Raw genomic sequence first — 21,338 nt, 5'->3', positions numbered from 1 at the left:
ATCGGGTAAGCTGGCTGCAAGCGCGCAGCCGCGTGCTTGCGGGGCCGGAACAATGGGGCCCCAGGCTCGACAATGCCGCTGCTTTGCCAGTAAGCTGCGGCACCAACCTTTCGTAGGAAACGCTGCAAGTGCGGGACGCAAACGCCAATGTATTTTTCGTAGGGCTCATGGGCGCCGGCAAGACGACCGTGGGCCGGGCGGTCGCGCGCCGGCTGGAGCGTCCGTTCTTCGACTCCGATCACGAGATCGAGGCGCGCACGGGCGCGCGCATCCCGGTGATCTTCGAGCTCGAAGGCGAAGCGGGCTTTCGCGACCGCGAGGCCCAGATGATCGAAGAGCTCACGGGGCGCGAAGGCATTGTCCTTGCGACCGGCGGCGGCGCGGTGCTGCGGCCCGAGAATCGCGCGGCGCTCAAGGCGCGCGGCTTCGTCGTGTATCTGCGTGCGCATCCGCACGACCTGTGGCTGCGCACGCGGCGCGACAAGAATCGCCCGCTCCTGCAAACCGAAGACCCCAAGGCGCGGCTCGAAGCGCTGTACGAAGTGCGCGACCCGCTGTATCGCGAAGTCGCGGACTTCGTGATCGAAACCGGCCGGCCTTCCGTCAACGGACTCGTCAACATGGTGCTGATGCAGCTCGACATGGCCGGCGTCGTGCGGGCCACGGCGCGCGAGTAGGGCGCAGGTCGCGCAGTTTGTCGTGCAGCAGGCAGTGCATCGGAAACCCAAAAGATTCAGAGCATGATTACCGTCAACGTCGAACTGGGCGACCGCGCCTACCCCATCCATATCGGTTCCGGCCTGATCGGTCAGACGGCGCTCTTCGCGCCTCATATCGCCGGCAAGTCGGTGACGATCGTGACGAACACCGTCGTCGATCCGCTGTACGGCGAGACGCTGCGCGCCGCGCTTGCGCCGCTCGGCAAGGACGTCAATACGGTGGTGTTGCCCGACGGCGAGGCGCACAAGAACTGGGAAACGCTCAACGAGATCTTCGACGCGCTGCTCACCTCGCGCGCCGATCGCAAGACCACGCTCATCGCGCTGGGCGGCGGCGTGACGGGGGACATGACGGGCTTCGCGGCCGCCTGCTACATGCGCGGCGTGCCGTTCATCCAGGTGCCGACCACGCTGCTTTCGCAGGTCGATTCGTCGGTGGGCGGCAAGACGGGCATCAATCATCCGCACGGCAAGAACATGATCGGCGCGTTTTACCAGCCGCAGGCCGTGATCGCCGACATTGGCGCGCTTGCCACGCTGCCGGAGCGCGAACTGGCGGCGGGCATTGCCGAGGTCATCAAGACCGGCGCGATTGCCGACGCCGAATTCTTCGACTGGATCGAAGCCAACGTCGAATCGCTCAACCGTTGCGAGCCTGAAGCGCTCGCGCACGCGGTCAAGCGCTCGTGCGAGATCAAGGCATCGGTCGTGGCCGCCGACGAGCGCGAGGGCGGCCTGCGCGCCATCCTCAACTTCGGCCATACGTTCGGCCACGCGATCGAGGCCGGGCTCGGCTACGGTGAGTGGCTGCACGGCGAGGCAGTGGGCTGCGGCATGGTGATGGCGGCGGACCTTTCGGTGCGCATGGGCATGCTGGACGAAGCCTCGCGCGCGCGCCTCGTGCGCGTGGTCGAGGCCGCGAAGCTGCCGGTGCGCGCGCCCGCGCTCGGCGCGGCCCGCTATGTCGAGCTGATGCAGGTCGACAAGAAGGCCGAGGGCGGGGCGATCAAGTTCATCCTGCTCAAGTGCTTCGGCGAGACGCACATCGGCCGCGCGCCCGACGAAGCCGTGCAGGCCACGCTCGCCGCCGCGACGCAGAATTGAGGCGGCGCCGGCGATAACCCCTTGCGGAGGAACGGTGAGCGACACCCGCAGCGATAACCGTAGTGATCCCCGTAGTGTTCAAGGACTTGGCGACGCGCATGGCGGCGACGCTTCCGCCGCGCTAGTCGCGTCATTCGACGAGGGCCTCGCGCCGTACGCGGCGCACGCCTCGCGCACGCGCGGCCGGCGTTATCCCGAGCCGCCGCCCGCCGCGCGCAGCGAGTTCCAGCGCGACCGCGATCGCATCGTCCATTCCACGGCGTTTCGCCGCCTCGAGTACAAAACCCAGGTGTTCGTGAATCACGAGGGCGATCTCTTTCGCACGCGGCTCACGCACAGCCTGGAAGTCGCGCAGATCGCCCGCTCGGTCGCCCGTAACCTGCGCGTGAACGAGGATCTGGTCGAAGCGATCTCGCTCGCCCACGACCTCGGCCATACGCCGTTCGGCCATGCGGGCCAGGACGCGCTCAACGAGTGCATGCGCGAACACGGTGGCTTCGAACACAATCTGCAGAGCCTCGCGGTCGTGGACGAGCTCGAAGAGCACTACGGCGCGTTCGACGGCCTGAACCTCTGCTTCGAGACACGCGAAGGCATCCTCAAGCACTGCTCGCGCGAGCATGCGCGGCATCTCGGCGATCTGGGCGAGCGCTTTCTGCTCGGCCGGCAGCCGTCCATCGAAGCGCAGATCGCCAACATCGCCGACGAAATTGCCTACAACAACCACGACGTCGACGATGGCTTGCGCTCGGGCCTGCTCACCATCGAGCAGCTCGCCGAGGTCGAACTCTGGCAAACGCACTACGACGCCGCGCGCGCCGAATATCCGCAGATCGAGGGCCGCCGGCTGATTCACGAGACGGTGAGGCGCATCATCAACACGCTGATCGTCGATCTGATCGGGCAGACGCGGCGTAATCTCGCCGAGTGCGCGCCGCAGTCGCTCGAAGACGTGCGTGCGGCACCCGCTCTCGTCGCGCACAGCGAGCGCGTGGCCGCGCAGGCGGCTGCGCTCAAGCGCTTCCTCTACCGCAACCTGTACCGCCACTATCGCGTGATGCGCATGGCCAACAAGGCGCGGCGCGTGGTGAAGGGGCTGTTCGATGCGTTCAGCGAAGACCCACGGCTTTTGCCGCCCCCGTACCAGACGCAGGACGCCGCCGTGCAGCCGCGGCTGATTGCGCATTACATCGCGGGCATGACCGACCGCTATGCCCTGAAGGAGTACCGCCGCCTCTTCGTCGTCGCCGACGACGTTTGAGGGCGCGCCTCGCCCCATCTCACCGCCCCTGCCGATTTCGGGAGCCCATTTGATCAAGTCCTGGCTGTATCCGCGCGTCGCCGCGCATCGAGGGGGCGGCACGCTCGCGCCCGAAAACACGCTGGCGGGTCTGCGCACTGGTGCGAGCCTCGGCCATACGATGGCCGAGTTCGACGCCAAGCTGTCCGTCGACAACGTCGCGTTCCTGCTGCACGACGACACGGTGAACCGCACGTCGAACGGGCACGGCGCGGCCGCGTCCATGCGCTATGCGGAACTTGCCGCGTTGGACGCGGGCAGCTGGCGGGATGCGCGTTTTACGGGCGAGCCAATGCCGACGCTCGCTCAAGTCGCAGCGTGTTGTCGTGAGCTGGGGCTTGCGGCGAACGTCGAGATCAAGCCCTGCACGGGCCGCGACGTGGAGACAGGACGCATTGTCGGCGCCGAAACGGCACGCCTGTGGGAGCGCGAAGCGCGGGCAGGCATGCCGCCTTTGCTGTCGTCGTTTTCTTATGCAGCGCTCGAGGCGGCGCGCGAGAGCGCGCCGGAACTGCCGCGCGGTCTGCTATTCGAGCGCGTGCCCGCCGACTGGCGCGAGCAGACGGCGGCGCTCGAGTGTGTGTCGCTGCATGCGAGCCATCGCCATCTGGACGAGGCGCTTGTGGAGCGCATCAAGTCGGCGGGGCTTTTCATCCTCGCCTATACGGTGAACGACCTCGACCGCGCTCGCCAGCTTGTGAGCTGGGGCGTCGATACGGTCTGCACCGACCGTATCGACCTGATCGGGCCGCACGCGCTCGACGCGTGAGGCCCAGGCCGGGCGGCCAGCGCCCGGATCTTCCTTCAGCGGCGCGAGAGCAGCGCGCCCACTACCAGCGCCACGCCGCCCGCGATCGCTACGGCCTGCCAGGGATTACGGTGTACGTAGTCGTCAGCGCCGGCGATGGCCGCGTCGGTATGGTCGCGCGCGGCTGCACGCGCGACTTCGAGCCGCTCGCGGGCGGCGTCGAGACGCTTGCGGATGTCGGCGCGCAGCGCGGCGGCATCGGCCTGGGTTCCTTCGCCCAGCGTGTTTTCCAGCTCGGCGAGCAGATCACGCAACTCGTCGGTGATATCGGCGGCGGCGCTGCGGCCGCGGCGCGCGATGCGCCGCGCGTGTCGGCTCGTGCGCGTCCAGGAATCTCCGAGGGCTTCTCGCGTGTTCGGAAAGGCGCTCATGTATGGCTCCGTCGTTGAAAAGTCACAGGTAAAAGGCTCGCCGCGGGGCGCACGAAAAAGGGCGCGGGAGGGCGAGGCCCGGAGTGCAAGTATTGCGCAATTCCAGTGCCCGAGCCTTGAACGAGCGCAGCAAGCCGGGCGCAAACGCCCGCCAGGCGGGGCTCCGCTCTCTGGTGACAAAACAGGTGATTACGGGGACAGCACGCTTTTTCCCAGAGGCATAGAATCAGGATAAGCCCATGCGAAGGTGGGGAAAATTCGATGGAGACGCTAAGGCGGGAACGCAACGAGCGGGCGGGAGATGCCGCCCTTCGCCAGACGCCGCAAGGGCGAGGCGAAGGGCCGGCGCGAGGTAATGCAGGGCGCCGGGGCGCGTTAGAAGTTGTAGCCGACCTTCAGGTACGTCACGAGCGGGTTCAGGTGAATCTTCGATTCCGCGACGCGCTGCGTCCCGAACTGATTGTTCAGCGTCGTGTTGTACGTGGCGGTCACGTTGATCGGAATGTACGAGAGCGAGAAACCGGCGAACCAGTGCTTCGTGAAGTTGTAGTTGAAGCCCAGGTTAAACACGGGGGCCCAGGAACGATCCGTCGAAACACTGGTCGGACCCCCAAGCACACCGTTTTCGAAGGAGCCGTTGGTGATCTTCGCGTCGGTGAACCAGGCGTAGGTCACGCCGATGCCGAGGTAAGGACGGAATTTTGCTTCCGGGCTGTTGAAGTAGTACTTGAACAGCAGCGCAGGGCTCCACAGTTTCGCCGAGCCGACTTTGCCGAAGCTGCTGAAGCTGCCGCCGCCGGAAATATCGAACTTCGGCGGAATGCCCAGTTCGGCTTCGGTAGCGAAGTGGTCGGTGATGTAGTAGCCGAGGGAGAAGCCCACGGTGTCGGCCGAGCCGACACTGGCGCCCGTGTTCGGAATGGCCATGTTGACGGGCGTGCCGCCGACACTGTCGATCTTGAGCGGATCGCTGGTGTCCTGAGGCATGAAGCGGAACCAGCCGGTGGTGACGTAGAACGTGTTTGCGGATTGTGCGTGTGCTGCCGTGAAACTGGCGAGCGCGGCGACCCCTGCCAGCGCCTGTTTTAATTTCATATTAATTGCTCCTCCATGAAAGGCCCGCTCATTATGAACACAACGTTTGCAACAAACCAGACGCGACCGTTAGAGCTTTTTTACTAAGCGCCGCGAGCTTTCCGCCGAAGCCGCATGCCAGCGAGAACTAGCGCTGGTGGGGCCTGGCGGGTCTGCGGGTATTCACCAACGGAACCAGGAAAATCGAGCATGGCACGGCTTGCACGTCTTTATGTTCCCGATCAGCCACAGCATGTGATCCTGCGCGGACTCGATCAGCAGCCCGCGTTCGTCGATGACCAGGACTACGAACTGTTCATCGACTGCCTGAAGGCCGCGGCGCGCGATCATCATCTGGCGGTGCATGCGTGGGTTTTGATGCCCGGCGCGGTGCAACTGCTCGTCACGCCCTCCGACGAATCCAGCCTGCCTAAGGCAATGCAGGCGGTCGGCCGGCGCTACGTGGCGCATTTCAACCGGCGCTATGCGCGTCGCGGCACGCTCTGGGAGGGGCGCTACCGCGCGACGGTCATCGAGGGCGAGCGCTTCTTCCTGCTGGCGAGCCGCGTCGTCGAGCTCGCTCCGGTGCGCAGCCACCTCGTGACGGCGCCCGAAGACTATCGATGGTCGAGCTACCGGCATCACATCGGCCTCACCGTCGACAGCCTCATCACCGACCATCCGCTTTACTGGGCGCTCGGCAATACGCCGTTCGAGCGTCAGCGCGCGTATCGCGAACTCTGCGAGCAGGTGCTCGACGAACGCGAAACGACGCAGCTCATGCAGGCCACGCTCAAGGGCTGGGTGCTCGGCAGCGACACTTACCGCGATTGGGCGTCGCGCACGGCGAACCGGCGTGTCTCGCCGCTGCCGCGCGGGCGCCCGCGCAAGGTGCGCGAAGCGCCGGGCACGCCGGCAACGCCGGGCGCAATTGGCGCGGCGTCCACCGCGAGCGCTTCCTCGACGCCTGCGCCCGGATCGGGTGGGGCAGGTGGTCAATCGGCTGGCCACGGCGCCGGTCAATCTGGCCCCTATTCAACTTCGCACTCTGGCGCCAATCCGGCCGGCTCGACTTCGACGCATGGAAGCGGCCACGCCGGGAGTGGTTCGGCTACAACATCGGGTGGAAATCCGGGTGGCGCGAGCGGCCATTCCGGTGGTTCACAGGGATCCGGCAGCGGAGGCTCTTCCGACTCGAGTTCGGAACACGACGAGCGCAAGCCGGGTACCGGCACTCACTGATTGCTTTTCGGATCAAGTGTTTACGAGATAAACGGCATCTCCGGATGCCGTTTTCTTTTGCCCAAATTTAATATGACCCCAATAAAAAAATGTGCGAATGCACCAACTCGATAATTGGGGTTCGAACACGACGTTTTATTTGCATCCCCTTGATTCGTCGCGTATATTCGCCTTTCGGCTCTCCTGGGCGCATAACGCGGGAAGCACGTAGTACCCGCGCAACGCCGTACAGCGGTCACGTAAGCGGCGTAAATCAAGAAAACGGATTCAACGGCCGGCAACGGCCCCCACTCTGACGGTGTCCCCATGAACGATCACCAGCAGCGCGCCGCGGTGCCCGCCGCGCAAGGTCTCTATGACCCGCAAAACGAACACGACGCCTGTGGCGTCGGCTTCGTCGCCCATATCAAGGGCAAGAAGAGCCACGAAATCATTCAGCAAGGCCTGAAGATTCTCGAGAACCTCGACCACCGGGGCGCCGTGGGCGCCGATCCGCTGATGGGCGACGGCGCGGGCATCCTGATCCAGATTCCGGACGCGTTCTATCGCGAAGAGATGGCCAAGCAGGGCGTGACGCTGCCGCCGTTCGGCGAGTACGGCGTCGGCATGATCTTCCTGCCGAAGGAACACGCCTCGCGTCTCGCCTGCGAACAGGAACTCGAGCGCACGGTGCGCGCCGAAGGCCAGGTCGTGCTGGGCTGGCGCGATGTGCCGGTCGATCACGCCATGCCGATTTCGCCCACGGTGAAGGCGAGCGAGCCGCTGATCCGCCAGATCTTCATCGGCCGCGGCAAGGACGTGATGGTCACGGACGCGCTCGAGCGCAAGCTGTACATCATCCGCAAGACCGCGAGCCACCGCATTCAGGCGCTCAAGCTCAAGCACGGCAAGGAATACTTCGTGCCGTCGTGCTCGGCGCGCACGGTCGTCTACAAGGGCCTGCTGCTCGCCGGCCAGGTCGGCGTGTACTACCGCGACCTGCAGGACGAGCGCGTGGTCTCGGCACTGGCGCTCGTGCACCAGCGCTTCTCGACGAACACGTTCCCGGCGTGGGAACTGGCTCACCCGTACCGCATGATCGCCCACAACGGTGAAATCAACACCGTGAAGGGCAACGTGAACTGGCTGAACGCCCGTACCGGCGCGATCGCCTCGCACGTTCTGGGCGACGACCTGCCCAAGCTCTGGCCGCTGATCTATCCGGGCCAGTCCGACACCGCATCGTTCGACAACTGTCTCGAACTGCTGGTGATGGCCGGCTACCCGCTCGTCCACGCGATGATGATGATGATCCCGGAAGCCTGGGAACAGCACACGCTGATGGACGAGAACCGCAAGGCGTTCTACGAATATCACGCCGCGATGATGGAGCCGTGGGACGGCCCCGCCGCGATCGCGTTCACCGACGGCCGTCAGATCGGCGCGACGCTCGACCGTAACGGTCTGCGTCCGGCGCGCTACATCGTCACGGACGACGACCTCGTCATCATGGCTTCGGAAGCCGGCACGCTGCCGATCCCCGAGTCGAAGATCGTCAAGAAGTGGCGTCTGCAGCCGGGCAAGATGTTCCTGATCGACATGGAACACGGCCGCATCATCGACGACAAGGAACTCAAGGACAACCTCGCCAACGCCAAGCCGTACAAGAGCTGGATCGACGCCGTGCGCATCAAGCTCGACGAGATCGAGCCGAAGGCGGAAGACGTCGCGACCGCGCGCGCCGAAGCCGCCGCGCTGCTCGACCGTCAGCAGGCGTTCGGCTACACGCAGGAAGACCTCAAGTTCCTGATGGCGCCGATGGCGATGTCGGGCGAAGAGGCTGTCGGTTCGATGGGCAACGACTCGCCGCTGGCGGTCATGTCCAACAAGAACAAGACGCTCTACAACTACTTCAAGCAGCTGTTCGCGCAGGTCACGAACCCGCCGATCGACCCGATCCGTGAAAACATGGTGATGTCGCTCGTGTCGTTCATCGGCCCGAAGCCGAACCTGCTCGACACCAACAACATCAACCCGCCGATGCGTCTCGAAGTGTCGCAGCCGGTGCTCGACTTCAAGGACATCGCGAAGATCCGCGCGATCGAGCAGTACACGGGCGGCAAGTTCAGCAGCTACGAGCTGAACATCTGCTACCCGGTGGCCTGGGGCAAGGAAGGCATCGAAGCGCGCCTCGCGTCGCTGTGCGCGGAAGCCGTCGATGCGGTCAAGTCGGGCTACAACATCCTGATCGTGTCGGACCGCCGCGCGGACCGCGACAACGTCGCGATCCCGGCGCTGCTCGCCACCTCGGCGATCCACTCGCACCTCGTGCAGCACGGTCTGCGCACGAGCACGGGTCTCGTCGTGGAAACGGGCTCGGCGCGTGAGACGCACCACTTCGCGCTGCTCGCCGGTTTCGGCGCGGAAGCCGTGCACCCGTACCTCGCGATGGAAACGCTCGCGCAGATGGCGCAGGGCCTAAAGGGCGACCTGTCGGGCGAGAAGGCCGTCTACAACTTCACCAAGGCAGTGGGCAAGGGCCTGCTCAAGGTGATGTCGAAGATGGGCATCTCCACGTACATGTCGTACACGGGCGCGCAGATTTTCGAAGCCGTCGGTCTGGCTGACGATCTGATCGCCAAGTACTTCAAGGGTACGGCCTCGAAGGTGGGCGGCATCGGCCTCTTCGAAGTGGCTGAAGAAGCGATCCGTCTGCACCGCGACGCATTCGGCGACAACCCGGTTCTCGCCAACATGCTCGACGCGGGTGGCGAGTACGCGTACCGCGTGCGCGGCGAAGACCACATGTGGACGCCGGACGCAATCGCCAAGCTCCAGCACTCGGCGCGCAGCAACTCGTACCAGACGTACAAGGAATACGCGCACCTGATCAACGATCAGACGAAGCGCCACATGACGTTCCGCGGTCTGTTCGAATTCCGCCTCGACCCGGCGCGCGCGATCTCGATCGACGACGTCGAGCCGGCCAAGGAAATCGTCAAGCGTTTCGCCACGGGCGCGATGTCGCTCGGCTCGATCTCGACCGAAGCGCACGCCACGCTGGCTGTTGCGATGAACCGTATCGGCGGCAAGTCGAACACGGGTGAAGGCGGCGAAGACGAGAAGCGCTATCGCAACGAACTGCGCGGCATTCCGATCAAGAACGGCGACACGATGCGTTCGATCATCGGCGAAGAAGTCGTCAAGGACATCACGCTGAAGGATGGCGACTCGCTGCGTTCGAAGATCAAGCAGGTGGCGTCGGGCCGCTTCGGCGTGTCGGCGGAGTACCTGTCGTCGGCGGACCAGATCCAGATCAAGATGGCGCAGGGCGCGAAGCCGGGCGAAGGCGGTCAGTTGCCGGGCCACAAGGTTTCGGAGTACATCGGCAAGCTGCGTTACTCGGTGCCGGGCGTGGGCCTCATCTCGCCGCCGCCGCACCACGACATCTATTCGATCGAAGACCTGGCGCAGCTCATTCACGACCTGAAGAACGTGAACCCGGTTTCGTCGATTTCGGTGAAGCTGGTGTCGGAAGTGGGCGTGGGCACGGTGGCAGCCGGCGTGGCGAAGGCCAAGGCCGACCACGTTGTGATCGCCGGTCACGACGGCGGCACGGGCGCCTCGCCGCTCTCGTCGCTCAAGCACGCTGGCACGCCGTGGGAACTCGGTCTGGCGGAAACGCAGCAAACGCTGGTGCTGAACCAGCTGCGCGGCCGTATCCGCGTGCAGGCCGACGGCCAGATGAAGACGGGCCGCGACGTGGTGATCGGCGCGCTGCTCGGCGCAGACGAATTCGGCTTTGCGACGGCGCCGCTCGTCGTCCAGGGCTGCATCATGATGCGCAAGTGCCACCTGAACACCTGCCCGGTCGGCGTTGCGACGCAAGATCCGGTGCTGCGCGCGAAGTTCTCGGGCCAGCCCGAGCACGTCGTCAACTTCTTCTTCTTCATCGCTGAAGAAGTGCGCGAAATCATGGCGCAACTGGGTATCCGCAAGTTCGACGATCTGGTCGGCCGCGCGGATCTGCTCGACACGCGCCGTGGCGTGGAACACTGGAAGGCGAAGGGTCTCGACTTCTCGCGCGTGTTCTATCAGCCGTCGGTTGGCGCTGAAGTCGCGAAGAAGCACGTCGACACGCAAGACCACGGTCTGGACCGCGCGCTCGATCACACGCTGATCGAGAAGGCGAAGGCTGCGATCGAAACGGGCGAGCACGTCTCGTTCATCCAGCCGGTGCGCAACGTGAACCGCACGGTCGGCGCGATGCTTTCGGGCGTCGTCGCTAAGAAGTACGGCCACGACGGTCTGCCGGAAGACACGATCCACATCCAGCTCAAGGGCACGGCGGGTCAGAGCTTCGGCGCGTTCCTCGCACGTGGCATCACGCTGGACCTCGTGGGCGACGGCAACGACTACGTCGGCAAGGGCCTGTCGGGCGGTCGCATCATCATCCGTCCGACCAACGACTTCCGCGGCAAGTCCGAAGAAAACATCATCTGCGGCAACACGGTGATGTACGGCGCACTCGAAGGCGAAGCCTTCCTGCGCGGCGTGGCGGGCGAGCGTTTCGCGGTGCGTAACTCGGGCGCGACGGCGGTTGTCGAAGGCACGGGCGACCACGGCTGCGAATACATGACGGGCGGCACGGTGGTCGTGCTCGGCGAAACGGGCCGTAACTTCGCGGCGGGCATGTCGGGCGGTATCGCCTACGTGTACGACCCGGACGGCACGTTCGCCGGCAAGTGCAACAAGTCGATGGTCGCGCTCGACCCGGTCCTGCAACAGGCCGAACAGGAGCGCACCGTGGACCGCGCACTGTGGCACGCAGGCCAGACCGACGAAGCGCTGCTCAAGGGACTCGTCGAGCGTCACTTCCAGTTCACGGGCTCGCCGCGCGCCAAGGCGCTGCTCGAAAACTGGGATGCGGCGCGCCGCCAGTTCGTGAAGGTGTTCCCGACGGAATACAAGCGCGCACTGGGCGAACTCGGCGCGAAGAAGGCGAACCAGGAAGAACTGGCGGCCTGATCCGCAAGACGACGACTGAACGAAGACGAAGCGCCCGCCGCGCTCACTGAAGCGGCGGCGGGTGCGGTCCCCTCACCGAATAGATAGAGATAGACGAGAACCATATGGGTAAGGCAACCGGTTTTCTCGAGTTCGAGCGCCAGCATGAGGCGTACGAAGCACCGCTCACGCGTGTGAAGCACTACAAGGAATTCGTGGCGGCGCTCACCGACGCCGACGCGAAGATCCAGGGCGCACGCTGCATGGACTGCGGCATCCCGTTCTGCAATAACGGCTGCCCGGTCAACAACATCATTCCGGACTTCAACGACCTCGTGTTCCGCCAGGACTGGAAGAGCGCGATCGACGTCCTGCATTCCACGAACAATTTCCCCGAGTTCACGGGGCGTATCTGCCCGGCGCCCTGCGAAGCGGCGTGCACGCTCGGCATCAACGACGACCCGGTCGGCATCAAGTCGATCGAGCACGCGATCATCGACAAGGCCTGGGCCGAAGGCTGGGTCGCGCCGCAAGTCGCGAAGCACAAGACGGGCAAGAAGGTTGCCGTGGTCGGTTCGGGCCCCGCGGGCCTCGCCGCCGCACAACAGCTTGCGCGCGCCGGTCACGACGTGACGGTGTTCGAGAAGAACGACCGCATCGGCGGCCTGCTGCGCTACGGCATCCCCGACTTCAAGCTGGAGAAGTGGCTGATCGACCGCCGCATGCGCCAGATGGAAGCCGAAGGCGTGACGTTCCGCACCAACGTGTTCATCGGCAAGGGCGAACTGCCCGCGTACATCGGCAATACGGCGAAGGAAACGATCTCGCCGGACGAACTGAAGGATCAGTTCGACGCCGTGGTGATCGCAGGCGGTTCGGAAACGCCACGTGATCTGCCGGTGCCGGGCCGCGAACTCGAAGGCATCTACTACGCCATGGAGTTCCTGCCGCAGCAGAATAAGGTCAACGCCGGCGACAAGCTGCCGAACCAGCTGCTCGCCAAGGGCAAGCACGTGGTCGTGATCGGCGGCGGCGATACGGGTTCCGACTGCGTGGGCACCTCGAACCGTCACGGCGCGAAGAGCGTCACGCAGTTCGAACTGCTGCCGCAGCCGCCCGAAGAAGAGAACAAGCCGCTCGTGTGGCCGTACTGGCCGATCAAGCTGCGCACGTCGTCGTCGCACGACGAAGGCTGCTCGCGTGACTGGTCGGTTGCGACCAAGCGCCTCGAAGGCAAGAACGGCAAGATCGAGAAGCTTATCGCCGCGCGCGTGGAGTGGAAGGACGGCAAGATGGTCGAAGTGCCGGGCTCGGAATTCGAAATGAAGGCCGATCTCGTGCTGCTCGCCATGGGCTTCACGCAGCCGGTTTCGCCTGTGCTCGAAGCATTCGGCGTCGAGAAGGATGCGCGCGGCAACGTGCGTGCCTCGACCGAAGGCGAGAAGGCGTACTACACGTCGGTCGACAAGGTCTTCACCGCTGGCGACATGCGCCGCGGCCAGTCGCTCGTGGTGTGGGCGATCCGTGAGGGCCGTCAGTGCGCGCGCTCCGTCGACGCGTACCTGATGGGCAGCTCGGAGCTGCCGCGTTAAATCCGGTGTGTCCCGTTGATTCGACGGGACGCACGGGAGACGGCAGGAGACACGAAGCTGGAAAGCCGGGCATCCGCAAGGATGACCCGGCTTTTTTACGTCTGCGCCCGACAGGGTTACCATGACGCGATTGCCCGACCGAACGAGGCCCGCCGATCATGTCCGAAGCCCGCGAGACCGATCGTGACACGCAGCAATGGCGGCGCTGCTTCATCGCGCTGTCGCCCACTGCGGCGTCGCGCGATGCGCTCGCCGCGCTCGACGTGCCGCCCAATGCGCGGCGCGTGCCCTATGCGCAACTCCATCTGACAGTGACGTTCATCGGCGCGATGTCGTTCGACCAGGGGCACATGCTCTCGCGGCGGCTCGCCGAGCACGCGCCGCTCATCCCACCCGCGCAAGTCACGCATATCGAATGCTGGCCTGGACGCGCGCATCCGCGCCTCATGGTGGCCGTGCTCGCGATGTCGGACGCGTTCACGGCGCTCGACTGGCGCGTGCGCTCACTCATGGGAGACGTGGGATTGCCGCTCGACGCGCGAGCGTTCCGCCCGCACGTGACGCTCGCGCGTTTCGCGCGCGACGCCGTGGGCGCACCGGCGGCAAGCGGCGGGGAAGCGCTGCCGCCGTTGCGATTCGAGTCGCTGGTGCTGTATTCGAGCACGCTGGCGAGGCAGGGCGCGCGCTACGAGGCTTTGGCGAGCGTCGCGCTCGATTGAGGTGTCGTCGCGCTGTGTAGTCTCGGCCGACGCCTAGGGGCGATACCGGGCCAGCGTCAATCCATCGAGATCGATTTCCGGCACGCGTTGCGTGACGAGATCCGCGAGCACGCGGCCCGAGCCCATCGACATCGCCCAGCCTGTCGAGCCGTGCCCGACGTTCAGCCACAGGCCATCCACGCCCGACGTGCCGAGCAGCGGCGCGCCGTCCGGCACCATCGGTCGGCGCCCCACCCAGAATTGCGCCGAGGAAGGCGTCGCGGCGTGCGGGAACCAGTCGTCGAGCACCTTCATGAGCGTTTGCAGCGCCTGTTCGCGCAGCGTCGCGCGGTGGTCGCCCAGTTCCGCCGTCCCCGCCACACGCAGATACGGGCCGAAGCGCGTGATCGCTGTCTTGAGCGACTCGTCCATGAGCGCGGCGCGCGGGGCCTTCTGCTCGTCGACCACGGGCAGCGTGGCCGAATAGCCCTTCACCGGATACAGCGGCACCCGCACGCCAAGCGGCGCGACGAGCGCCGCGCTCTCCACGCCCAGTGCGACCACCACGGCGTCGGCGGCGAGCGTTTGCGGTCCGGTATCGGCGACCTCGTTCAGGTCGGCGGGGCGCAGCACCTGAGCGGGCGCGCGGCGTTCCTCACGTCGCTGCTCCCGCAGCTCGCGGCGGTTGTTCGCCGTGCGCCGTCCGGGCACCGCGCGCACGCGCACGCCGCTCACCTTGCCGCCCGCGGCTTCGAGCGCGAGCACTTCGGTATCGAACAAAAACGTGACGCCGCGTGATTCGCAGACGGAGCGCAGTTCGCGCGTGAAGCGTGCACAGTCGCCGGCCTCGTCTTCGGGCAGATAGACGCCCGCCACCGGTTTCACTCGTGACCAGGCGAGCCCCGGCTCGACCTGCGCGCAGGCGGTGGCATCGAGTTCGCGATAGACGATGCCCGCATCGCGCAACACGCCGAGCGCCGGTTGCGCGAGTTCGAGGTCGTAGTCGCTGCGAAAGAGCTGGAGATAGCCCTGGCTGCGCCCGTACTCGAACGCGTGCGTGGCGCGAAACGCGTGCAGGCATTCACGGCTGTAATAGGCGATGCGCTGCATGCGCTGCTTGTTCACGCGAAAGCGCGCGAGATCGCATTCGCGCAGCCAGCGCGCGATCCAGCGCCACTGCGCGGCGTCGAGCGTGGGCCGGAAGATGAGCGGCGAGGTGGGCTTGAGCAGATACTTGATGAGCTTGGCGGGCATGCCGGGCGCGGCCCACGGCGTGACATAGCCGGGTGCGATGACGCCGGCGTTGCCGAAGCTCGTGCCGAGCGCGACGCCCGGTTCCCGTTCGACGACCGTGACGTCGCAGCCTCGTTCGCTCAGATAGTACGCAGTAGCGACGCCGATCACACCGGCGCCGAGGACGATCGTCTTCATGCCGGTCGCACAACAGGGAGGGACGGTCGGTATTGCAGCATGTTCGCGCTCATCGTGCAGTGGACTCCGCAGACGCTTGCTCGCTCCCGGCAGCAGGCACTTCCTCGGTCAGCGCCTTGCCCTTCGTCTCCGGCAGGCACAGCGCCGCGACGATCACGAGCAGATAGCCCGCGCCGGCCACCGCGCCGATCGCCTTCACGAGCGAAGTGGTCTGAGCGAACGTGCCCACGAGAATGGGGAAAAACGAGCCGAGCCCGCGCCCGAGGTTGTAGCAGAAGCCCTGGCCCGAGCCGCGGATCGCGTTGGGGTAGAGCTCCGAGAGATACGCGCCCACGCCCGCGAAAATGCCTTGCACGACGATGCCGAGCGGAAAGCCGAGCAGGAGCATGGCAGTGTCGGTGATGGGCAGCATCGTGTAGGCCATGCCGAGCGCAAACGAGCCGATGGCAAACAGGATGAACGAGGCGCGCCGGCCGATCTTGTCGCACAGGATCGCGCCGACGATGTAGCCCGTGAACGAGCCGACGATCAGCACGATCAGGTAGCCGCTCGTGTTGAACACAGAGAGATGGCGCACCGTCTTGAGATAGGTGGGCAGCCACGTGGTGATCGCATAGTAGCCGCCGAGCATGCCGGTGCACAGCGCGCTGCCGAGCAGGGTGGTGGCAAGATGCGCGGGCGCGAAGATCTGCATGAAGTGGCTTTGCACCGCGCCGCTTTCGCGCGCCCGGCGCGTGGCGACGAACACGTCGGGGTCGCTCACGTTGCGGCGCACATAGAGAATCCAGAGCGCAGGCACGATGCCGATCCAGAAGCACGCGCGCCACGCGTATTCCTCAGGTAGCAGGGCGAAGAAGGCCCAGTACAGGATGGCGGCCGCGCCCCAGCCGAACGACCAGCTGCTCTGCACCGTGCCCACGGCCTTGGCGCGATGCTGCGGCGAGCGGATCGTTTCGGCCATCATCATCGTGACGACCGTCCATTCGCCGCCAAAGCCGATGCCCTGCAGCGTGCGCGTGGCGAGCAGTTGCCAGAACGAATGCGTGAAGCCGGAGAGGCAGGTGAAGACCGCGAAGGTGGCGATGGTCCACTGCAGCACGCGCACGCGGCCGTAGCGGTCGGCGAGGATGCCGGCGAGCCAGCCGCCGATCGCCGAGGAGATCAGCGAGCTGGTCGCGATCATGCCGGCCTCGCTCTTGGTCATGCCCCAGGTCGCGATGAGCGTCGGGATCAGGAACGAGTAGATCATGAAGTCGAACGCGTCGACGGCGTAGCCGCCGAATCCCGCGTAGAGCGTGCGTCGCTCGCGCGCGTTCAACTCGGTGAACCATTGAAAGTAGCCCATCGCGTGTCTTCCCCCATATTTGTTGTGCGCGCAACGAACCGGGTGAGCGGCATGTGCTGCGCAAGCGACCCGGCTGGCGCACACGCGTTGGGTGGCGTGTGCGCTTGGCGCTGAAGGGCTGGGCGGTGCAACGCGGCCCGTCTCCGGTGTGCTGGAGGGGTATTTTACGGTGCGAAACCGTGCTGAGGCGAGGGGCAATTTTGGGGCGCCCGCTATCGTTGTATTCCGTTATTTAGTTCGATAGGAAGCGAACGATGGCGCGCGGGAACCGCACGGCGCTAGAGCGTGAGCCCGCCGTCGACGTGGATCACCTGGCCGGTGATGTGGCGGGCGGCGTCCGAGAGCAGGAAGGCAATGAGTTCGGCGACATCGGCGGGATCCGCCACGTGGCCGAGCGGCGTTTCCTGCGCCGCGCGCTCCCACACCGGCGCGTTTTCCGGCGTGGGGCCCTTGTCCTTGCGCGTATAGCCGGGCGCGACGCAGTTCACTGTCACGCCGTGCGGCGCCAGCTCTGCCGCTGCGGTTTTCGCCAGAGATTCGAGCGCGGCTTTCGCGGCGGCTGTGGCGGCGAACGGCGCGCCGGCGCGGTAGCGGTGCGCGACGAACGAACTCAGCGCGACCACGCGGGCGCGCGCCGAGCGTTCCAGTGCCGGCTGCGCGCGTTGCACGAGCCCGGCGAATGCCGCGGGCATGGCCGCGAAGGCGCCTTCGAGCGATGCGGTGTCGAGCGCGGCGAGTGTTTGGCGCTGCGCATGCCCAGCGTTGGCGACGAGCTGGTCGAGCGCGCCGAATTGCGCAAGCGTGGCGTCCACGAGCGCGCTCGCCTGGCCGGCCTGCGCGAGATCGCCGTACGCGGTGGCGCAGGTCGAGCCGCGCTGTTCGCACTCGGCGGCAACGGCGGCGAGCCGGGCGCGCGATGCCTCATCCGCGCCGCGCGCGTGCAGCATCAACGCCACACCCGGCGCCGCGATGCGACGCGCGAGCGCCGCGCCGATGCCCGAGCCCGCGCCCGTGATCAGCACGACGCGCAGCGCGCTTTCGCTCACGCGGCGACCCGCTCTTCGGGCATGCGCTCGATCTCGAGCGTTTCGTGGTGGTACGCCGCAAGCGACTCACGGTGCGCGACGCTCACGATCGCTGCCTTGGGCAGGCGTTCCATGAACAGCTTGTAGAGACGGCTTTCGTTGTCGGGGTCGAGTGCACTCGTCGCTTCGTCGAGGAACAGATAGTCGGGCTTGTGCAGCAGCACGCGCGCGCCGGCGAGGCGTTGCTGCTCGCCCGGCGAGAGCACGCGCGTCCAGTGCGCCGATTCGCCGAGACGATCCACGTACTCTTCGAGGCGGCAGGCACGCAGCGCTTCGCGGCAGTCTTCGTCGCTGTAGTCGTCGGCGGGCGAGGGGTAGGTGAGCGCCGCCTTGAGCGTGCCGATGGGCAGATAGCTCTGCTGCGGGATGAACATCATGCGCGCATCGACAGGGGCGTCGATCGAGCCTTCGCCGAACGGCCAGAGGCCCGCAAGCGCGCGTATCAGCGTGCTCTTGCCCGCGCCCGAGGGGCCGCGTACGAGCCAGCGCGAGCCCGGCTTGATGGCGATGTCGCGCACTTCCGAGAGCGGCGTGCCATTGGGCAGCGAGAGCTTGAGGTGCTCGGTGGCGAGCTCGTTGTTGTCGATGAAGTGCAGGTTGATGCCGCCGTGCTCGGTGGCGGGCGAGACCGATTCCTTAAGGCGCGGCGAGTGCACCACACGCACGAATTCGCGCAGACGATTCACGGTAGCGCGCCATTCGACCAGCGTCGAGTAACTGTTGATGAACCACGAGAACGAGTCGCTCACGGTGCCGAACGCCTGCGAGATCTGCATCAGCACGCCGAACGTGAAGGCGCCCGCGAAGTAGCGCGGCGCGGCCACGACGAGCGGGAAGATGATGGCGATCTGGCCGTAGAAGCTCAGCACGAAGGTGAGGCGCTTCGTGTACTTCATCACGCGCCACCAGTTGTCCTTGATGTGCGCGAAGAGGCCTTGCGCGTTGCCGCGCTCGGTGTCCATGCCGTCGTAGAGGGCGATCTGCTCGGCGTTTTCGCGCAGCCGGATCAGGCCGAAGCGGAAGTCCGCTTCCACCTTTTGTTGTTGATAGTTGATCGACACGAGCGGGTGGCCGACTTTCTGGATCACGAGCGAGCCGAACACGGCATAGAGCGCGGCGGCCCAGACCATGTAGCCCGGAATCGCGAGCGGCTGCCCGCCCAGCGTGACGGTGAGCGCGCCCGCGAGCGTCCACAGGATCGTGATGAACGAGATGAGCGTGACGACCGTCGAGAGCAGGTCGAGCGTGAGCGAGAGCGTGGTCGTGGCGAACGACTGGAGGTCGTCGCTGATCCGCTGGTCGGGGTTGTCGGCGAGGCGGTCGCGCTCGATGCGGTAGAACGCGCCCTTGCCGAGCCACTCGCTCAGGAACCGTGTGGTGAGCCATTGACGCCAGCGAAAGCCGAGCATCTGGCGCAGATAGCGGCCATACACCGCGAGGATGATGAAGCCGAACGCCAGCTCGGTGAAGGTCATCAACAGCGGCGGGAAGCGCTTGACGTCCTTGGCCTGCAACGCGTTGTAGAACTCCGCGCTCCAGCCGTTCAGGCGCACGTTGATCCACACGACGAGCAGGTTCATCACGATGATCGCGACGAGCAGGCCCCAGGCGATCCAGCGTTCCTCGGAGACCCAGTAGGGCTTGATCAGGCTCCACGCGGTGATCTTCTGATGCTCGTTCTGATCGGGCGTGGCGCGGGCAGGTTGGTTGGTCATGTGCGTCCTGAAGGTGTGGCGGCCCGCTGGGGGCATGCGCCGCGCGCCGCACGGCGGCAGCGTTGCAGCGATTTTTGCAGCGATTCTGTCGTCGGGCGCTTAAGTGAGTCTTAACGGCTCGAAGGCGGAGCCAAAAGCGGCGCCTGGCGTCGAGACAAAAGCGCACGCCGGCGCGGCCGTAGCGTGGCGCCCATTGTCTCACCGCGCGGGCCTGCGAGGCGAAAGAGACGGGTTCAGGGCATTGTGCCAGACGAGCACTCCCGGCTCCGCCGAGGTTTGCGAGCGGCGCGCGTTTTGTGGTCTAATCGTCGTTGACGAAACAGGGGTGCTTCACCGGTATGCCGGGCATGCCGCCAGTGAGGCTGAGAGAAACCCTTTGCACCCGATCCGGGTAATACCGGCGCGGGAAGTTTCCAGAAAGTCTTACCGGAGCGCCCAGCCTGGGTTTTGAAAAGGCGGGGGCGCCAGGATTCCCGCCGGGCTGCGCTTTGGGCGCTTGGGTTCGTATACGCATTCCGTATCGGGCCGTCTGCGCCGCATAGCCTCCACGGTCGGCCTTGCCAGCCGGTTTCGTCCTTGGGTACGTCTGCTGCTGCCGTACGGAAAGGATACGATGACCGCCTATTCTCTTTGTTCCCCGATTTTTATCGCGTTCGCCTTGCCGTTCGCCTCGCCTGAGGGAGCGTCGTCATGAGCCGCGCCCGCAACCATAGCGTGGGCAACGTGCCCGACTTCGCCGTGCTCGGCGGTGGCCTGAGCGGCCGGCTCGTCGCATGGCGTCTTGCCGGCGAGGGCCATCGCGTCGCGCTTTACGAGCGCGGCGGCCCCGAAGGCGGCGAAGCCGCGGCCTGGGTCGCGGCGGCCATGCTCGCGCCGCTCGCGGAGGCCGCTGTCGCCGAGATGCTCATTACCGAGCTTGGCGTCGCGTCGCTCGAAACCTGGCCGCGCATCCTGGCCGAGTTGCCGGAGCCCGTGTTCTTCCAGCGCAACGGCACACTCGTGGTCTGGCATAGCGCCGATCGCACCGAAGCGCCGCTCTTCGAGCGACGCGTGCGCGCCAACGCGCCGCGTTCTCTCGCCGACGCCAACTTCGTCTCGCTCGCCGGTGCGCAGCTCGACGCCGCCGAACCGGCACTCGCCGGGCGCTTCGCACGCGGCTGGCTGCTCGAAGGCGAGGGCCAGCTCGACAATCGCCAGGCCCTGGCCGCGCTGGCGGCGGGTCTCGCCGCGCGTGGCGTGGAAACCCACTGGCACACCACGGTCGACGAGGCCAATCCGCCGCCCGCGCGCGTGACGATCGACTGCCGCGGGCTGGGCGCCAAACCTTCGCTGCCGGGTTTGCGCGGCATTCGCGGCGAAGTCGCGCGCGTGCACGCGCCGGGCATCACGCTCACGCGCCCGGTGCGGCTCCTGCATCCGCGCTATCCGCTCTATATCGCGCCCAAGGAAAACGATGTCTTCGTGATCGGCGCGACCGAGATCGAAGGCGAGGACCGTTCGCCCGTGAGCGTGCGCTCGGCGCTCGAACTGCTGAGCGCGGCGTTTGCGGTGCATCCGGCGTTCGGCGAGGCGCGCATCCTCGAGTTGAACACGCAGTGCCGCCCGACGCTGCCCGACCACCGCCCGGCGCTCATCTGGGACGGCAAGACCACGCTGCGCGTGAACGGCCTCTATCGGCACGGCTTCATGATCGCGCCGGAAGTCGCCGACGAAGCCGCGCGCTTCGCCCAGGCGCTGCTCGACGGCCGCGTAAGCGACGCCGATTCTTTCGAGTCGCTGCGCCGCGCGTCGCGCTGGGGCGACATGCTGCACGCGCAGGGCGCGCACGAGCCGGCCTGACGCCTCACCAGAAACAATCCGCAGTTTGA

Annotated in this window: 14 protein-coding genes, 1 pseudogene and 1 riboswitch; of the genes and pseudogenes, 9 read left to right on the top strand and 6 right to left on the bottom strand. The window is 66.1% G+C overall.

Annotated features, from left to right (window positions below; genetic code table 11):
* The first annotated feature begins 122 nt into the window (after positions 1–122).
* The 4 genes from aroK (at position 123) to ugpQ (ending at position 3,892) form a co-directional block, all read left to right on the top strand.
* Entirely contained in the window at positions 123–677 is a 555-nt protein-coding gene (gene aroK, locus E1N52_RS44895; protein ID WP_069268233.1) for a shikimate kinase AroK, read from the top strand.
* A 63-nt stretch (positions 678–740) separates the two neighbouring features.
* Entirely contained in the window at positions 741–1,823 is a 1,083-nt protein-coding gene (gene aroB, locus E1N52_RS28765) for a 3-dehydroquinate synthase (protein WP_133186270.1), read from the top strand.
* Between the two features lie 34 nt (positions 1,824–1,857).
* Positions 1,858–3,084: a deoxyguanosinetriphosphate triphosphohydrolase gene (locus E1N52_RS28760; protein ID WP_133186268.1), complete on the top strand. Its 1,227-nt coding sequence runs from the start codon at positions 1,858–1,860 to the stop codon at positions 3,082–3,084.
* Positions 3,085–3,136: 52 nt separating this feature from the next.
* Positions 3,137–3,892, top strand: coding sequence for a glycerophosphodiester phosphodiesterase (gene ugpQ / locus E1N52_RS28755; protein ID WP_133186310.1), 756 nt, complete (start codon positions 3,137–3,139; stop codon positions 3,890–3,892).
* 35 nt (positions 3,893–3,927) lie between these two features.
* Here the strand turns inward: ugpQ and E1N52_RS28750 are convergent, their stop codons facing one another.
* Complete coding sequence (locus E1N52_RS28750) at positions 3,928–4,302, bottom strand: ElaB/YgaM/YqjD family protein (RefSeq protein ID WP_133186266.1); 375 nt, start codon at positions 4,300–4,302, stop codon at positions 3,928–3,930.
* A 375-nt stretch (positions 4,303–4,677) separates the two neighbouring features.
* Positions 4,678–5,397 (bottom strand): OmpW/AlkL family protein, encoded by a 720-nt coding sequence (locus tag E1N52_RS28745; protein ID WP_133186264.1) that lies wholly within the window; start codon positions 5,395–5,397, stop codon positions 4,678–4,680.
* 189 nt (positions 5,398–5,586) lie between these two features.
* On the opposite strand from E1N52_RS28745, the pseudogene E1N52_RS28740 reads away from it, so the two are divergent.
* The 4 genes and pseudogenes from E1N52_RS28740 to thpR all read left to right on the top strand — a co-directional run.
* Positions 5,587–6,276 (top strand): annotated as a pseudogene (locus tag E1N52_RS28740) (transposase); the annotation flags it as partial.
* A 648-nt stretch (positions 6,277–6,924) separates the two neighbouring features.
* Positions 6,925–11,625 carry a glutamate synthase-related protein gene (locus E1N52_RS28735; protein ID WP_133186262.1) on the top strand — a complete coding sequence of 1,567 codons (4,701 nt, stop codon included), beginning with the start codon at positions 6,925–6,927 and terminating at the stop codon, positions 11,623–11,625.
* A gap of 104 nt (positions 11,626–11,729) precedes the next feature.
* On the top strand, positions 11,730–13,196 hold the full coding sequence (locus tag E1N52_RS28730; protein ID WP_133186260.1) for a glutamate synthase subunit beta: 1,467 nt from the start codon (positions 11,730–11,732) through the stop codon (positions 13,194–13,196).
* Between the two features lie 158 nt (positions 13,197–13,354).
* Entirely contained in the window at positions 13,355–13,915 is a 561-nt protein-coding gene (gene thpR, locus E1N52_RS28725) for an RNA 2',3'-cyclic phosphodiesterase (RefSeq protein WP_133186258.1), read from the top strand.
* Between the two features lie 33 nt (positions 13,916–13,948).
* On the opposite strand, the gene E1N52_RS28720 is transcribed toward thpR, so the two are convergent.
* From E1N52_RS28720 to E1N52_RS28705, 4 genes are all read right to left on the bottom strand, one after another.
* Positions 13,949–15,358 carry a D-amino acid dehydrogenase gene (locus E1N52_RS28720; protein WP_342777898.1) on the bottom strand — a complete coding sequence of 470 codons (1,410 nt, stop codon included), beginning with the start codon at positions 15,356–15,358 and terminating at the stop codon, positions 13,949–13,951.
* A gap of 16 nt (positions 15,359–15,374) precedes the next feature.
* Complete coding sequence (locus tag E1N52_RS28715; RefSeq protein ID WP_133186254.1) at positions 15,375–16,670, bottom strand: MFS transporter; 1,296 nt, start codon at positions 16,668–16,670, stop codon at positions 15,375–15,377.
* 278 nt (positions 16,671–16,948) lie between these two features.
* Entirely contained in the window at positions 16,949–17,716 is a 768-nt protein-coding gene (locus E1N52_RS28710) for an SDR family NAD(P)-dependent oxidoreductase (RefSeq protein WP_133186252.1), read from the bottom strand.
* Positions 17,713–19,470, bottom strand: coding sequence for an ABC transporter ATP-binding protein/permease (locus E1N52_RS28705; protein WP_133186250.1), 1,758 nt, complete (start codon positions 19,468–19,470; stop codon positions 17,713–17,715). Before E1N52_RS28705 ends, E1N52_RS28710 begins: the two co-directional genes overlap by 4 nt.
* Before the next feature lie 311 nt (positions 19,471–19,781).
* Positions 19,782–19,896: riboswitch (TPP riboswitch) on the top strand.
* A 264-nt stretch (positions 19,897–20,160) separates the two neighbouring features.
* Between E1N52_RS28705 and E1N52_RS28700 the strand changes: the two genes are divergently transcribed.
* Positions 20,161–21,309 carry an FAD-dependent oxidoreductase gene (locus E1N52_RS28700; protein ID WP_133186248.1) on the top strand — a complete coding sequence of 383 codons (1,149 nt, stop codon included), beginning with the start codon at positions 20,161–20,163 and terminating at the stop codon, positions 21,307–21,309.
* Positions 21,310–21,338: the final 29 nt, after the last annotated feature.

Origin of the sequence: Paraburkholderia guartelaensis (assembly GCF_004353905.1) — a bacterium.
In the GTDB taxonomy this organism is placed as follows: domain Bacteria; phylum Pseudomonadota; class Gammaproteobacteria; order Burkholderiales; family Burkholderiaceae; genus Paraburkholderia; species Paraburkholderia guartelaensis.
The sequence above is the reverse complement of the archived record's forward strand: the minus strand, read 5'-3'. Positions and strand labels throughout refer to the sequence as shown.

Coding starts and splice junctions, on each gene's coding strand:
- E1N52_RS28715 (WP_133186254.1), bottom strand. CDS start 16,670: ATGGGCTACTTTCAATGGTTCACCGAGTTGAACGCGCGCGAGCGACGC.
- E1N52_RS28700 (WP_133186248.1), top strand. CDS start 20,161: ATGAGCCGCGCCCGCAACCATAGCGTGGGCAACGTGCCCGACTTCGCC.
- thpR (WP_133186258.1), top strand. CDS start 13,355: ATGTCCGAAGCCCGCGAGACCGATCGTGACACGCAGCAATGGCGGCGC.
- E1N52_RS28730 (WP_133186260.1), top strand. CDS start 11,730: ATGGGTAAGGCAACCGGTTTTCTCGAGTTCGAGCGCCAGCATGAGGCG.
- E1N52_RS28745 (WP_133186264.1), bottom strand. CDS start 5,397: ATGAAATTAAAACAGGCGCTGGCAGGGGTCGCCGCGCTCGCCAGTTTC.
- E1N52_RS28705 (WP_133186250.1), bottom strand. CDS start 19,470: ATGACCAACCAACCTGCCCGCGCCACGCCCGATCAGAACGAGCATCAG.
- E1N52_RS28750 (WP_133186266.1), bottom strand. CDS start 4,302: ATGAGCGCCTTTCCGAACACGCGAGAAGCCCTCGGAGATTCCTGGACG.
- E1N52_RS28735 (WP_133186262.1), top strand. CDS start 6,925: ATGAACGATCACCAGCAGCGCGCCGCGGTGCCCGCCGCGCAAGGTCTC.
- aroB (WP_133186270.1), top strand. CDS start 741: ATGATTACCGTCAACGTCGAACTGGGCGACCGCGCCTACCCCATCCAT.